A 13059-nucleotide genomic window follows, 5' to 3' on the forward strand; every position below is an offset into this window, starting at 1 on the left:
TCAGGATGCGGTTCCGTGTTCGAGGCGGGGTTCGACGGTCAGGAAGGTGCCGCCCTGCTCATCAAGGGCGAAGGCGTTGAGATCTGCCGAATGGCCCTTTTGCACGGCGCAGATCAGGTACAGGTAGCCCTCCCAGGCATGGACCCGGTCGTATTCCGAAGGCTGCGCCGGATGGTCCGGGTGGCTGTGGTAGTAGCCAAGCACCTCCTGATCGGTGGCCAGGGCATGCCGTTCGGCCTTCATCTGGAAATCCGGCGGGATGAGGTAGCGCCGGGTCTGGTCGTCTCCGTGCTCATTCGGGGCGGGGCTGATTTCCGTCACGGCCCAAGGCGAGGCGTGGCCATCCCCGTGGCCGAACAGGGCGCCGCAGGCCTCGTTGGGATACGCGGCCTCGCAGTGGCGGCGCACCTGCGCTTCCAGGTCCGCCGGAAGGGGGCGCATGGAAGGCGCTGTCATGGCCGACCCTCATCCCAGGAAGCCTCGCCCAGCGACTTCATGACGTTGTCCGGCAGGATGGTCACCAGCAGGCCCTGGTCCAACCCCTCGGCCACCTTGAGCGCCGCCACCACCGCCGCGCCGCCGCTGGTGCCCGCGGGCAGGCCCTCCTCGCAGGCGAGGCGACGGGCCATGGCCTGGGCTTCCTCGGTGGACACATCCACCTGCCGGTGGACCAGGCCCGCGTCGAAGATGGGAGGAATCTCCGTGGAGGCGTAGTGCTTGGTGCCCTCGATGCCGTGGTAGGCGGCGTTGGGCTGAACCGTGATGCACTGGATACCGGGCCGCAGTTCCTGCAAGCGTCGACTGACGCCTGTGAAGGTACCGCTGGTGCCCAGGATCGCCAGGAAATGGGTGACACGGCCCTCGGTCTGCTCCCAGATTTCAGGGGCGGTGCTTTCGTAGTGCGCCCGCCAGTTCATGGGGTTGCTGTACTGGTCGAGGTAGAGGTAGCGCTCGGGGAAGTCCTCGGCCAATTGGCGGGCCACGTCCCGGGCGCCGTCGGCCCCTTCCAAGGCGTCGGTCAGCACCAGCTCCGCGCCCAGCAGGCGCAGCAGGCGCTTGCGCGAGGCACTGGCATTGGCGGGCATGCAGAGGGTCACGCGATGTCCCCGGGCGGCAGCGATCTGGGCCAGGGCGATGCCGGTGTTGCCGCTGGTGGAATCCAGCAAAGTGCGAGCGCCACCCCGGAGCAGGCCCCGGGCCTCCGCGTCGCGGATCATCCAGAGCGCAGGCCGGTCCTTCACGGATCCGGCTGGATTCATCCACTCGCATTTCACGTAGATGTCGGCGCCCGAACGTTCGGCGCGGATCCGCTGCAGGCGCACCAGGGGCGTCCGGCCGAAGGTGGATCCGCCCGGGAGAAGCTCCGACGGACGGGCGGCGCGGCTCCGTGCCGCGATCCGGCGCAGGCGGGCGAGCCGTGCGGAAGCGTAACAGTCAGATGGCTTGGGGGACACCGGGGCTCCAGGTCGGAAGGTGGGGCTGACGGACCGCAAAGGAATCCAAAGGAAGGGCCTCACTTCACCGGCGCGGAGGTGGGCGGGAAACGGACGATGGGCGTGTCCTCGCGATTGCCGTACTCCTGCCAACCGGCGTCGTAGGACACGACATTCCGGTAGCCCAGGTCGCGCAGGGCGATCTCCTTCAAGGTGCAGCGGGTGCCGGTCTGGCAGTAGATGACCACCACCTTCTCCGTGTCCTTGGGCAGGTTCAGGGCCCTGAGTTTCGCTTCCACCTGGTCTGGGGGCAGCACCTTGTGGGTGACGGGATCGAGCAGGTCGTCGTAGTTGAGCAGCACCGCACCCTCGATATGCCCACCCCGCTTGTTGCCCCGCAGTTCCTTGCCTTCGAATTCGCTGGCCGAACGGGAATCCAGGAACACCACATCCTTGTCCCCGCGGTGGCTCAGCACCTGATCGAGGTTCCAGTAGTGCTTCTCATCAGGGCGGGCCTGGTACACCGCTGGCGGAAGCACCCGGGCTTCGGTGCTGGCGGGTTGGCCGAGCCGCTTCCATTCGTCGAGGCCGAGACCATCCAGGAAGCGCACATCCGGGTGCCCCAACCATTGCAGGATGGCCACCGGCACCGTGCCGTCGGCCTTGCCGGCATGCCCACCGTAGACGACGATCCGCTGCTCCCGCGTGAGGCCCGCCTTGCCCAGGAAGGCCTCATAGCGATCCACATCGGGTTTGCCCTCAGGGGTGCGGAAAATGTAGGAGCCAATGCCTTCCTGGGAAGGCACCTTGGTGGGCGCGGTGCGCCACAGCAGGCCGGGCAGGTTGATGGCGCCTGGAATGTGCCCAGCCGCGTAATCCTGGGGGCTGCGGGCATCGATCACGAGCAGCTTTGGATCCCCCCAGGCCGCCTGCAATTGGGTGGCGCTGATGAAGGTCTTCCATTGAGGTGCGGCTTCGGCTTGGATTCCCGTCCTGGCCGGTGGCCCCACATGGAGGCTGGAGATGTCCATGAGGTAGAGCGTGAGCAATGGGGCTTCAGTGCCGTTGGTCCGGTTCGAGGCGAAGAGCAGCCAGTGGCCATCGGGGGAAATGGCGGGGAAGCCGTCGAAGGCCTTGTCGTAGGTCAGCCGCACCTGCTCGTCGCTCTCCAGATCCCCGAGGAACAGTTCGTAGTTCCGCTCCGGCAGCACCTTCACGAACACGTAGTGGCGGCCATCTGGAGCCGGGTAGGGGGCCCAGTTGGTGCCTTCGTCGTGAGTCCGCTGGCGCAGCCCTGTGCCGTCATCCTGGATGGTGTAGATGGCCATGGGCAGGCTGCCCTTCCGGCCTTCGTCGGCCTGCTTCCAGGCGCGGAACAGGATGGTCCGGCTGTCAGGCAGGTAGAAGGCGCCGCCGGGTTGCAGCTCTTCGAGGTGGGTGATCTGCCGCGCCTGGGAGCCATCTGGCCGCGCGCGCCAGAGATCCAGCTTGCCGTTGGTCTGGCGGGCGAAGAGCACCCACTGGCCGTCCGGGGAAACGGAGACTTCCGCATCGTACTGGGTGTTCTGGGTCAGCCGCTGGAGGTTGCCGCCGTCCAGGTCGGAGCGGTAGAGCTCTGCGCCCTGCGGGTAGTTCCGGGGGTCGGAGAAGTTGCCCTTGGGCAGGTCGAGGTGGTCCCGGGTCGAGGTCCATACGATGGATTTCCCATCGGGGAAGAAGAAGGAGCAGGCATCCTCTCCGCGATCATTGATCCGTTTGATTTCCGTCCCGTCGATCCGGAGGGTGTAGACGTGGTGGGCGGCATCGCCCTCCCGCTTGGCGGTGCCGATGATGTGCTGGGAATCCGGCGCGAAGTAGAATTCCGCTGCGGCCCCGATGTTGGGAATCCGGTGAACGGGCAGTTCCTTGCCAGAACCTTCGGCTTGGGTGGTCTGGCCCAGCAGGCAGAGCCCGCCGAAGGTCGCCGAGAGGAGGGTTCGGAACAAGACGGGAGTGAGAGAGAACCGTGAAGCCATGGGCGGCCTCCTTGGGGAAGGGCAGAGGGTGGAGATGGAACGCCTAGAAGCGGACGCCAGCCTGAACGCCAAGGCTGCGGGCGGCGCCGTAGTCGCCGCGGCTGTGGGGAACCCCATTGCCTGCATCGGGCAGCCAGGCACTGCTGGTCCCTGTAGCCGGCGTGTCGTGGTTCCAGTTGTTCTGGACCTTGATGATCTGTTGCCGGTTGAAGACGTTGGCCACCGTCAGCTTGATGAAGAAGGCGAGGGGCTGGTTGCCGATGCGCAGCAGGCGGAAGTCCTGGCTGGCCGCCAAGTCGGTATAAGCCTGCGAGGGGAACACCACCTGGCCGCGGCGGCTGTCCTGATACTGGTAGAAGGTGGCGCCCTGGGCCTGGGCGGCGATGGCCGGGTTCACCTCCCGGCCCGTCAGGGTCCGGCGGATGCTGTCGTGGGCGCCGGAATCAAAGCGGTAGATCAGGCCCACCGTCGTGCGGCCCCAGGACCAATCGACGTGGTATTGGCCGTTGAGCCTCACTCGGAGGGGAATGTCGCCGAAGAGCGGGCCCTCGGGGTTGAACTGGCGCGTGTCATAGACCGAGACGCCGTCCTGGGTGGAGAAGTACTTGATGCCCTGCCCATTGGGGCCAGCTCCAGGGCTTTCGCCCTGGTAGTTGCCCTTGAGCGAGGACCAGGTGACGTTCCCGCGCAGGTCGAAGGCGGCGGCCTCAAGGCCTCCCTCCAGCTCAAGCGCCTGATAGGTCCGGCGCGCGAGGTCGCTGTTCTCCCAGACCTGGACGTAGGCGGATCCCACCGCGTCATAGGGGGGTGGCGGCGTCACTCGGCCATCGTTCCCCACCCTCACATCGAACAGATCCTTGTACTCGCGGCGCACCAGGGTGGCCTTGGCGAACCCCTCCTGGCCCGCCACCTTGAACCCATGGGCCAGGCTCACCTGGGCCTCATCGGTGTGGGGGGCACGCAGATCGGGAGACAGGCGGGTGGTGAGGGTGGGTGAGGCGTAGCCCTGGAGGGCCGTCCAATTGGCTGGGTTGGCGGCGTTGGCCTGAGTGGCGAAACCCGGAGAGGCATAGGGGCCGGTGTAGCCGTAGTCGATCTCCGTGGGATTGCCGGCCCCGCTGACGGAGTTGACGATGTTCGACAGAGCCTTGGCGTTGTACCGGTTGAAACTGGCTGTGGCCTGCCAGGTGTTGTCGCCGAAGAGATCCCACTTCAGGCCCAGACGGGGCGACCAGCCGGTGGCGCCGGCGGAGGCACTGGTGTCTTCGCTGTGGGCGGAGTAGCGATCCAGCCGGAGGCCGAGGTTCAGCGACCACCTGGAATTCAGGCTCCATCGGTCGTTCACGTAGAACCCGCGGCTGTCATCGAAGGCCTTGGCCCCGGTGGATTGGAAGGTGGAATACCCAAAGGGCAGGGTGGTTCGTCCCGGCTTCCAACGACCCACCACGATGAGGGCATTGGTGGGGGATTGGTAATCCTGGGCGCGGCGGGTGCCCTCCAGGATGTTGAAGCCGAAGGCGAGCTGGTGGGCGCCGTAGGCCTCGAAAAGGTAGGTGGCCTTCACGTCGGCGCTGCGGTTGTCGCGATGATCGCCGCCATCCAGAGCACTGTAGACGCCGTTCAGGTAGAACGCTCCGGTGAAGGCATCCAGGATGGGCGTGACGCCGGGCAGGGTGCCGCCTCGCAGAAACCCTTCCTTCTTGGCGCCCAGGCGTGCTTCCACCGACAGGTCAGAACCGAAATTGGCGGCCCAGTTGAGGCTCCAGGAGGTGTTCTGCTTGATCTGGGGGATCAGCGACTGCAGGTCGCCGGAGGCCACATCCACGTGATCGGTTTCGTTCCGGTTGGTGAGGTAGGACAGGGAGAGGGTCTGGTCGGGCAGCAGCTGATAGGTGAATTTCGCTTGCAGGCGGTTGTCTGAAAAGGTGCTGGTGTAGGGCGTGCCGGCATTGGTGGTGATGGAACTCAGCGACTTGGACAGGGACTGGGATTCCCGGTAGCCCGACAGGAAGAACCAGAACCGATCCTTGATGAAGTAGCCGCCCACGCTGAGGCTCTCGTTGTGGTTGAGTTTGTCGGACAGGCCCACGCGGCTTTGCAGCGGCTGGACCGCGTTCCAGGCGTCCTTGGAGAGGGTGCTGCGCAGGATGCCCGTGAACTGGTTGCCGCCGGATTTGGTGAGGCTGTTCACCACGCCGCCATCCACGTCGCCGTATTCGGCGGAAATGGCCCCCGTGATGATCTGCACTTCCTGGATGGCATCGGAAATGGGATCCACACCGCGGTTGCCGAACTTCGGATCGGTCACATCCTGGCCATCGATCAGGAACTTGTTGTTGGACGTGAGCGCGCCTCGGATGGACACATTGCCGTTGATCTTCTGGGTGTCCGTGACGCCGGGCGTCAACGCCAGCAGGTCTTCGGGGTTCCTTCCGGTGGGAAGGGCTTCCACGGAAGCGAACTGGAAATTGCTGGAGTTCCCCACTTCCGCCTTGTCCAGCTGCGAGAAGGTGGACGACACCACCACGGTGGCGCTGTCGATGGGACGGAGCACCAGGCGCGGCGTGTAGCCCTGGCCCAGGTTCACCTGGAAGGGCGCCTTGAGGGTTTGGTGTTCGGCCTTGGTGACTGCGATGAGGTATTCGCCCGGGGGCAGGAGGCGCGAGGAGAAACGGCCCTGGGCGTCCGTGAGGTGGGTGCGGAGGCCCTGAAGGGCAGGACTGGTGAGCACCACCTGGGCGCCGACGACAGGCCGTCCCTGGGGATCTCGCACCTCGCCGTCGATGTTCGAGGTTTGAACGCCCTGGGCTGCTAGGAAGAGCGGGCCGGAGGCGAGAAGGAAGGCCAAGGGGCGGAGTGGGAGGCGGTTCATGGACGTTCCTGAAAGAGGATCGGGGTTCAACGAGCTGGGGCATCGCCTTGGCGGCGGAGCGCAGGATGCGGGGAATGGGCGGGGGGAGGTGCGGGCTGGTGAACTCAGCCGCGACAGCGTGAGGAGGTCCACCAGGGCACCCGAGTGCGCCTGCCTTCGGTGCGCCACTCCATCCAGAGATCCAGGTGCGACAAGGATTCCCGCGGGTCAGCAGCGGGAGCTTCCGCTGCCTGGAATGGTGACCGGGTGATTTCTGAGAGGGGCTGGCGGGGGGTGGACATCAGGCCACCTGGGCGCGGTGGACCGCGGCGGAAAGCACGGCCTGGGTTCCAGGAGAGGCTGGCAAAAGGGGCAGGCGTACCTGATCGCTGCAGAGGCCGAGGCGATGGAGCAGGGCCTTCAAGGGCACGGGATTGGTCTCATGGAAGAGGGCTTCCACGAGGGGGCGCAGTTGTTCCTGCAGACGGTGGGCCTCCGCCTGTTTTCCCTCCAGCGCCGTGTGCACCAATTCCAGGGCTGCTTCCGGATAGGCGTTGCCAAGGACACTCACCAGGCCGCGGGCACCCCGTGCGATGCTCGGCGCGGCCAGGCCATCGTCCCCGGCCAGCAGCACTTTGCCCTTGGGCAGGAACTGGGCGATTTGCCCGATCTGCACAAGGTTGCCGCTGCTCTCCTTGACCCCCACGACTTCAGGGATTCGCCAAAGGCTGCGCAGGGTCGGGGGTTCCAGGTTCACGCCGGTGCGGGAGGGCACGTTGTAGGCGATGAGTGGAAAGCCCGGCACCGCCTCGGCGATGGCCTTGTAGTGGGCCACCAGGCCGCACTGCGTGGGGCGCGTGTAATAGGGCGTCACCACCAGCGCCGCCCGGGCCCCAAGCTGGCGGGCCCGTCGCGTCCAGGCGATGGTCTGGCGCGTGGAATGGGAACCTGTTCCCGCGACCACGGGCCGTCCCTGGGCTTCTTCCACGGCGACCTGGAGGATCGCGTCCCGCTCGGTTTCCTCCAGGGCCGAAGCTTCTCCTGTGGATCCCAGGGGGACCAGGCCCGACACGCCTGCCGCCACCACCCTTCGCGCCAACAGCCGGAAGGCCGGAAGATCGATGGCCTGATCAGCCGTGAACGGCGTGGGCAGGGCCACGAGGAGGCCCTGAAGGTCGAGGACGATCCGCCTGAGGGGCGTCATCGGATCTCCCCCGCCCGGCCTTTGCCGGATTCAGGGCTTTCAACTGGAGGTGCTGCCGTCCTGTCCATCATCGCCATCCTGTGTGTTTGAACTGAGGGGCTCCATGGGGCGTTGGGGCCCCAGAATCATCAGCAGCAACACAGACAGCGCATGGTCCTCTCCAGATGGGACGGGCACCTGGCCCGGTAAACCCAGCATGGCCGAGGGCAATTATATTGTCAATCAATTATATTAAATTGCTTATATATAAAATGACAACCGTGGCTGCCACTCGTTCTGAGGTCATCCCATCGCAAGGGGAAGTGGGCGGCCTTGGCCATTCAGGCAAGAGCTCTGGAGCATCAGGCAAACCCGGGCTTTCCCGATTCCTAGACTTGTCTCTGGGCATTGAGTAACCACGGTCTTGCACGCGACCCTGTGATTCAACTCAACCCAAAAACCACCCACGCCTGAGGAGCCATCATGCAGACACGAACGCTTGGAACGAACGGATTGCAGGTGTCGGCCCTCGGCCTGGGCTGCATGGGCCTGAGCTTTGGGCTCGGCCCCGCCGTCGAGAAGCAGGAAGGCATTGCCCTGATCCGGGCCGCCGTGGAGAAGGGCGTCACCTTTTTCGATACGGCCGAGGTCTACGGGCCCTGGGTCAATGAGGCGCTGGTGGGTGAAGCCCTGGAGCCCTTCCGGGGGCAGGTGGCCATCGCCACGAAATTCGGGTTCGAGATCGACCAGGTGACCGGCACGAACCCCGGTGGCCTGAACAGCCGCCCCGAGCGCATCAGGGCCGTGGCCGAGGCCTCCCTGAAGCGCCTCCGGGTGGAGGCCATCGATCTCTTCTATCAGCATCGGGTGGATCCGGAGGTGCCCATCGAAGATGTGGCGGGCGCCGTGAAGGAACTCATTGAACAAGGCAAGGTCCGGCACTTCGGCCTTTCGGAAGCCGGTGTGCAGACCATCCGCCGGGCCCATGCGGTCCAGCCGGTGACGGCACTCCAGAGCGAGGACTCACTGTTCTGGCGCGAGCCGGAACTGGAAACCATCCCCACTCTGGAGGAACTCGGCATCGGCTTCGTGCCCTTCAGTCCCTTGGGCAAGGGATTCCTCACAGGCAAGATCGACGAAACCACCACCTTTGATCCCACGGACTTCCGGACCGTGGTTCCACGATTCACACCGGAAGCGCGCAAGGCGAACTTCGCCCTGGTCGAGGTGCTCAAGGCCCTCGCGGCGGCGAAAGGGGCGACGCCCGCCCAGCTCGCTTTGGCCTGGCTGCTGGCCCGGAAGCCCTGGATCGTCCCCATTCCGGGTACCACCAAACGGCATCGGCTTGAAGAGAACCTGGGGGGCGCTGCCCTCGAACTCAGCGCCGAGGAGCTGCAGGCCATCGACACCGCCGCCTCGACGATTCGGCTTCAGGGTGAGCGGTATCCCGCGCACCTGCAGCGCCTGGTGGGACGTTAACGCGACCTCGACCTGGATCAGGAAAGGGAGGGATGATGAGCCTTTCGGATACTGCCCGCAGAAACCACGAGCGCTGGTTTCCGAATCACGTCTCCACGCTGAAGAAAACCGACCCGGAGTTCATCGAGCTCTTCGATAACTTCGCCTTCGACGAGGTGTTCTCCCATGGAAGCCTGGATGACAGGGCGCGGCTGATGGTCATCCTGGCAGCCTTGATCGCGGGCCAGGCGCACGGGGAGTTCAAGGTCATGCTCCGTGCGGCCCTGAATGCAGGTGTCTCGCCCGTGGAAGTCAAGGAGATCGTGTACCAGGCTGTGCCCTATTGCGGCATCGCCGACGTGTACGAATTCCTCCATGTCACCAACGAAACGCTTGAGAGCCTAGGAATACAGCTCCCCTTGCCGGGGCAGTCCACCACCACGCCGGAGACGCGAATGGAGCAGGGACTTGCGGTTCAGAAGGCGATCTTCGGTGGGCTGATCGACAGGATGCGCAAGGAGGCAACAGCCACCCAAACTCACGTTCAGGACTACCTGTCCAGCAATTGCTTCGGCGACTATTACACGAGGACCGGGCTGGATCTGCGGATGCGGGAACTGCTGACCTTCTCGATGCTGGCCGCCCTGCGGGGCTGCGAACCTCAGCTGAAGGGCCACATTCAGGGCAACGTGCAAGTGGGCAATGACAAGGGCGTGATGCTCGATGTCCTCACCCAGTTGTTGCCCTACCTCGGCTATCCGCGGATTCTCAATGCCTTCCGCTGCTTGAATGAAGTCCTCCCTGAATCGGCCTAGATACGGGCCTAAATCCAGGGTTGGTGCACAGGGTGAAGAAGGGCACCACGTTCTGGCAGACCGGACAGATGCGAAAGGCGACAATGACCCATGGCACACACCCACGCTTCAGCCTCCCCCCGTGGTCTGGGCCCGGACACCCAGCAGGCTGATCTCGCCAACCTCACAGCTTTGCTGAAGGCCCACGCGCCCTATGACGGTGTCTTTGAACTGCGCCTTCCCGGGGTGTTCCTCAGCCGGGCCTCTCAGGCGCACAAGGCCTTCCACCATGCGGTGCAGCGCCCGGCCCTGTGCCTGGTGGCCCAGGGGGCGAAGCGGGTGATGCTGGGGCAGGAGCTCTTCGAGTACGACGCCTCGCGGATGCTCATCTATTCGGTGGATGTGCCCGTGGCCGCCCAGGTCACCGAGGCCACCCTCGACCAACCATTCCTGGGGATTCGACTGAACCTGGATCCCAGCCGAATCGCTGATCTGACCTCCAAGGTGTACCCGCATGGCCTCCCCAAACGGGAAGAGGGCCGCGCCATCTGCGTCGATCAGGCCGACAGCCACGTGCTCAACGCCGTGGTGAGGCTCCTGGAACTGGCCTCGCAACCGGGCGAAGCCGACCTGCTCGCGCCGCTGGTCATCGACGAAATCCTGATCCGGCTGCTGCGCAGCCCCCTGGGTCGCCGCGTGGCCCAGATCGGCCAAGAGGACGGCCGCCTCCACAGGGTTTCCAAAGCCGTGGCCTGGGTGCGGGCGAATTTCGACCAGCCGCTGGACGTGGAACGGCTGGCCACCCTGGTGCACATGAGCCCCTCCTCCTTTCATCAGCACTTCAAGGCCGTCACGTCCTTTAGCCCCCTGCAGTACCAGAAGGCGCTCCGGCTGCAGGAAGCCCGGCGCCTGATGCTCCATACCCAACTGGATGCCGGGCTGGCCGCGCAGCGGGTGGGCTATCAGAGCGCTTCCCAGTTCTCCCGTGAATACGGGCGTTACTTTGGAAACACGCCCACCAGGGACATGGCCGTCCTGCGGGAGCAGGCCGCGCACTCAGGTGCTGCTTCTCCAGACGCGTGAGGGGTGGTTGGCCGCCCCTGCTTCTCGGCAGTCCGAGTCTGGTTCTCTCTCCGCCGTACAAACGAAGATCGGGGCCGAGGCTCCGATCTTCTGTGTGGTGGCTGACCAAGGTCTTCGGGCCGCGTCCGCGCGGACCGAAGGAGGCAGACTCGAACTGCGCGCGTGGCTGGCCACGGCTGCGGACGCTGCGCAGGCCCCACAGGGGCCTTGCTCACTGCAGCCTACCTGGCCGCCCCTGCTTCTCGGCAGTCCGAGTCTGGTTCTCTCTCCGCCGTACAAACGAAGATCGGGGCCGAGGCTCCGATCTTCTGTGTGGTGGCTGGAGGCAGACTCGAACTGCCGACCTAGGGATTATGAGACCCTCGCTCTAACCACCTGAGCTACCCAGCCAGAACAAACAGTCTATCGCGGCCCTGGGGCTGCGTCTACGGCGGAAATGACGCTCAGGGCTTGACCGGCGCGTGGGCCGCGGCGGCAGCCTGGGCACCGGCGATGCGGCCGAAGGTGATGGTCTCAGAGATGGAATTGCCACCCAGGCGGTTGGCGCCATGGACACCGCCGGTGACTTCGCCCGCGGCGAAGAACCCGGGGATGGGCTTGCCGTCCTTGGCCATCACCTCGGTGCGGGTGCTGATCTTCAGCCCACCCATGGTGTAGTGGACGCCGGGCTTCACCTCGATGGCATAGAACTTCGGCGTGGTCAGGGCCCGGGGCAGGTCGGGGCGCTTGAATTCGGCATCGGCCTTGGCGGCCACAGCCTGGTTGTAGCGGTCGAGGGTCTCCTTCAGGGCCTGGGGCGGCACCTGGATGGCGGCCGCCAGAGCTTCCGGCGTGGCACCTTCCTTCACCAACTCAAGGTGAAAATAGCCATCGATCTGCTTGAGGCTCTGGCGCACGCCCTCGTCGAAGACCATGAAGGCGCTCTGGCCCGGCTGGGCCAGGGTGGCCTTGGACGCCGCGTCGCGGGTGGTGATCTCGTTGACGAACCGCTTGCCTTCGCGGTTCACCAGGATGGCGCCGTTGCCACGGACGGCCTCGGTGATGAGGATGCGGCTGCCTGCGGCGATGCTGGGATGGATCTGGATCTGCTCCATGTCCTTGAGCACACCGCCCGCGGCGGCGCCGAGATCCAGGCCATCGCCGGTGGCGCCGGGCTGGTTGGAAGAGGTCATGCCCTGGAAGGTCGGCTGGTAGTGGGCCACGCGTTCGGGGTTGGCGGAGAAACCGCCCGCAGCCAGCACCACGGCCTTGGCGTCGATGCGGTAGAAGCCGCGATGACGGCCCTGGACCAGAACGCCCGTGATGCGGCCCTGGCGGTTCTCCAGGAGGCGGACCACCCGGCTGTTCACGCGGACATCCAGCTTGCGCTTGACGGCATTGGCCCGCAGCACATCGACGATGTGGGCGCCCACGGCCTTGCCGCCCTGGGGCCGGTGGGTGCGGTCCACGCTGGCGCCGCCCATGCGGCCCACGTCCGACAGATCGGCGCCCAGTTCCGTCAGATACTCCACGGAAGCCGCGGACTGCTCCGCGAGGATCTTCACCAGCTCCAACTCATTGAGGTTCTTGCCGCCGGTCATGGTGTCCTTGACCATCAGCTCGACGCTGTCCTTGATGCCTTTCTTGGCCTGGAAGCGGGTGGCGGCGGCGTTCATGCCCCCGGCGGCCAGCATGGAGTTGCCGCCGGTGATGGGCTGCTTCTCGAGCACGACCACCTTGGCGCCTGCGTCATGGGCCGTGAGTGCGGCCACCATGCCGGCGGCGCCGGATCCGATGACCACCACATCCGTGCGTTCCCGGCGGCGCACCGAGGCTGGCTGCGGCGGCTTCGGCGCCGCTTCGGCAGGTTTCATCACGGTGGCGGGGAAGGGGATCTTCAGCTCAAAGCCGTGACAGTTGCCACAGTAGGCCCAGGATCCCCGATGGCCTCCATGGCAGGCCGTGCAGGCGATGTCACCCAGGTGGGACACGTGGGGGTTGATGTGCCCTTGGGCCTTGGCGCCGACCTCCTTGAGGCTGCCGTGGCAACGGACGCATCCCTCGTTCACGGTGGTTTCGTTGTCATCGACCTTCACCGGCCGACCCTTGCCATGGCATTCGGCGCAGGCGATGCCGTTCTTGGCATGCTGGCCAGCCAGAAAGCCGGGGGCCTGCGGCAGGGCGGCCTGCATGGGAGAGGCGCCCAGGAGCAGGCCCAGAAGGCATCCGAGAATCAGCCGAGACGACGAAAGGTGACGCATGG

General features: G+C 65.5%; 9 protein-coding genes and 1 tRNA gene. 3 read left to right on the forward strand and 7 right to left on the reverse strand.

Annotated features, from left to right (window positions below):
- The 5 genes from Q9293_RS09110 to dapA all read right to left on the reverse strand — a co-directional run bounded on the left by Q9293_RS09110 (window position 1) and on the right by dapA (window position 7503).
- Entirely contained in the window at window positions 1–456 is a 456-nt protein-coding gene (locus Q9293_RS09110; protein ID WP_306252262.1) for a M67 family metallopeptidase, read from the reverse strand.
- Window positions 453–1454: a PLP-dependent cysteine synthase family protein gene (locus Q9293_RS09115; protein ID WP_306252264.1), complete on the reverse strand. Its 1002-nt coding sequence runs from the start codon at window positions 1452–1454 to the stop codon at window positions 453–455. Before Q9293_RS09115 ends, Q9293_RS09110 begins: the two co-directional genes overlap by 4 nt.
- A gap of 59 nt (window positions 1455–1513) precedes the next feature.
- Complete coding sequence (locus tag Q9293_RS09120; RefSeq protein ID WP_306252266.1) at window positions 1514–3448, reverse strand: rhodanese-like domain-containing protein; 1935 nt, start codon at window positions 3446–3448, stop codon at window positions 1514–1516.
- A 43-nt stretch (window positions 3449–3491) separates the two neighbouring features.
- Entirely contained in the window at window positions 3492–6320 is a 2829-nt protein-coding gene (locus tag Q9293_RS09125; protein ID WP_306252268.1) for a TonB-dependent receptor, read from the reverse strand.
- A gap of 280 nt (window positions 6321–6600) precedes the next feature.
- Window positions 6601–7503 carry a 4-hydroxy-tetrahydrodipicolinate synthase gene (dapA, locus tag Q9293_RS09130; protein ID WP_306252270.1) on the reverse strand — a complete coding sequence of 301 codons (903 nt, stop codon included), beginning with the start codon at window positions 7501–7503 and terminating at the stop codon, window positions 6601–6603.
- Between the two features lie 462 nt (window positions 7504–7965).
- Between dapA and Q9293_RS09135 the strand changes: the two genes are divergently transcribed.
- The 3 genes from Q9293_RS09135 to Q9293_RS09145 all read left to right on the forward strand — a co-directional run bounded on the left by Q9293_RS09135 (window position 7966) and on the right by Q9293_RS09145 (window position 10817).
- A complete protein-coding gene (locus tag Q9293_RS09135) occupies window positions 7966–8961 on the forward strand; it encodes an aldo/keto reductase (protein ID WP_306252272.1) in 996 nt (331 codons plus the stop codon).
- Between the two features lie 35 nt (window positions 8962–8996).
- Window positions 8997–9755 (forward strand): carboxymuconolactone decarboxylase family protein, encoded by a 759-nt coding sequence (locus Q9293_RS09140; protein WP_372342204.1) that lies wholly within the window; start codon window positions 8997–8999, stop codon window positions 9753–9755.
- Between the two features lie 90 nt (window positions 9756–9845).
- Entirely contained in the window at window positions 9846–10817 is a 972-nt protein-coding gene (locus Q9293_RS09145; protein ID WP_306252276.1) for an AraC family transcriptional regulator, read from the forward strand.
- A 313-nt stretch (window positions 10818–11130) separates the two neighbouring features.
- Here the strand turns inward: Q9293_RS09145 and Q9293_RS09150 are convergent.
- Together Q9293_RS09150 and Q9293_RS09155 are read right to left on the reverse strand one after the other, a co-directional pair.
- Window positions 11131–11207: transfer RNA gene (locus Q9293_RS09150), tRNA-Met, on the reverse strand.
- 53 nt (window positions 11208–11260) lie between these two features.
- Window positions 11261–13057: a flavocytochrome c gene (locus tag Q9293_RS09155; protein WP_306252278.1), complete on the reverse strand. Its 1797-nt coding sequence runs from the start codon at window positions 13055–13057 to the stop codon at window positions 11261–11263.
- Window positions 13058–13059: the final 2 nt, after the last annotated feature.

Origin of the sequence: Geothrix sp. PMB-07 (assembly GCF_030758935.1) — a bacterium.
In the GTDB taxonomy this organism is placed as follows: domain Bacteria; phylum Acidobacteriota; class Holophagae; order Holophagales; family Holophagaceae; genus Geothrix.

Bases quoted from the DNA above. Each gene is read 5' to 3' on its own strand.
- Q9293_RS09125 (WP_306252268.1), bottom strand. From the start codon at position 6,320: ATGAACCGCCTCCCACTCCGCCCCTTGGCCTTCCTTCTCGCCTCCGGC.
- Q9293_RS09145 (WP_306252276.1), top strand. From the start codon at position 9,846: ATGGCACACACCCACGCTTCAGCCTCCCCCCGTGGTCTGGGCCCGGAC.
- dapA (WP_306252270.1), bottom strand. From the start codon at position 7,503: ATGACGCCCCTCAGGCGGATCGTCCTCGACCTTCAGGGCCTCCTCGTG.
- Q9293_RS09120 (WP_306252266.1), bottom strand. From the start codon at position 3,448: ATGGCTTCACGGTTCTCTCTCACTCCCGTCTTGTTCCGAACCCTCCTC.
- Q9293_RS09155 (WP_306252278.1), bottom strand. From the start codon at position 13,057: ATGCGTCACCTTTCGTCGTCTCGGCTGATTCTCGGATGCCTTCTGGGC.
- Q9293_RS09140 (WP_372342204.1), top strand. From the start codon at position 8,997: ATGAGCCTTTCGGATACTGCCCGCAGAAACCACGAGCGCTGGTTTCCG.
- Q9293_RS09135 (WP_306252272.1), top strand. From the start codon at position 7,966: ATGCAGACACGAACGCTTGGAACGAACGGATTGCAGGTGTCGGCCCTC.
- Q9293_RS09110 (WP_306252262.1), bottom strand. From the start codon at position 456: ATGACAGCGCCTTCCATGCGCCCCCTTCCGGCGGACCTGGAAGCGCAG.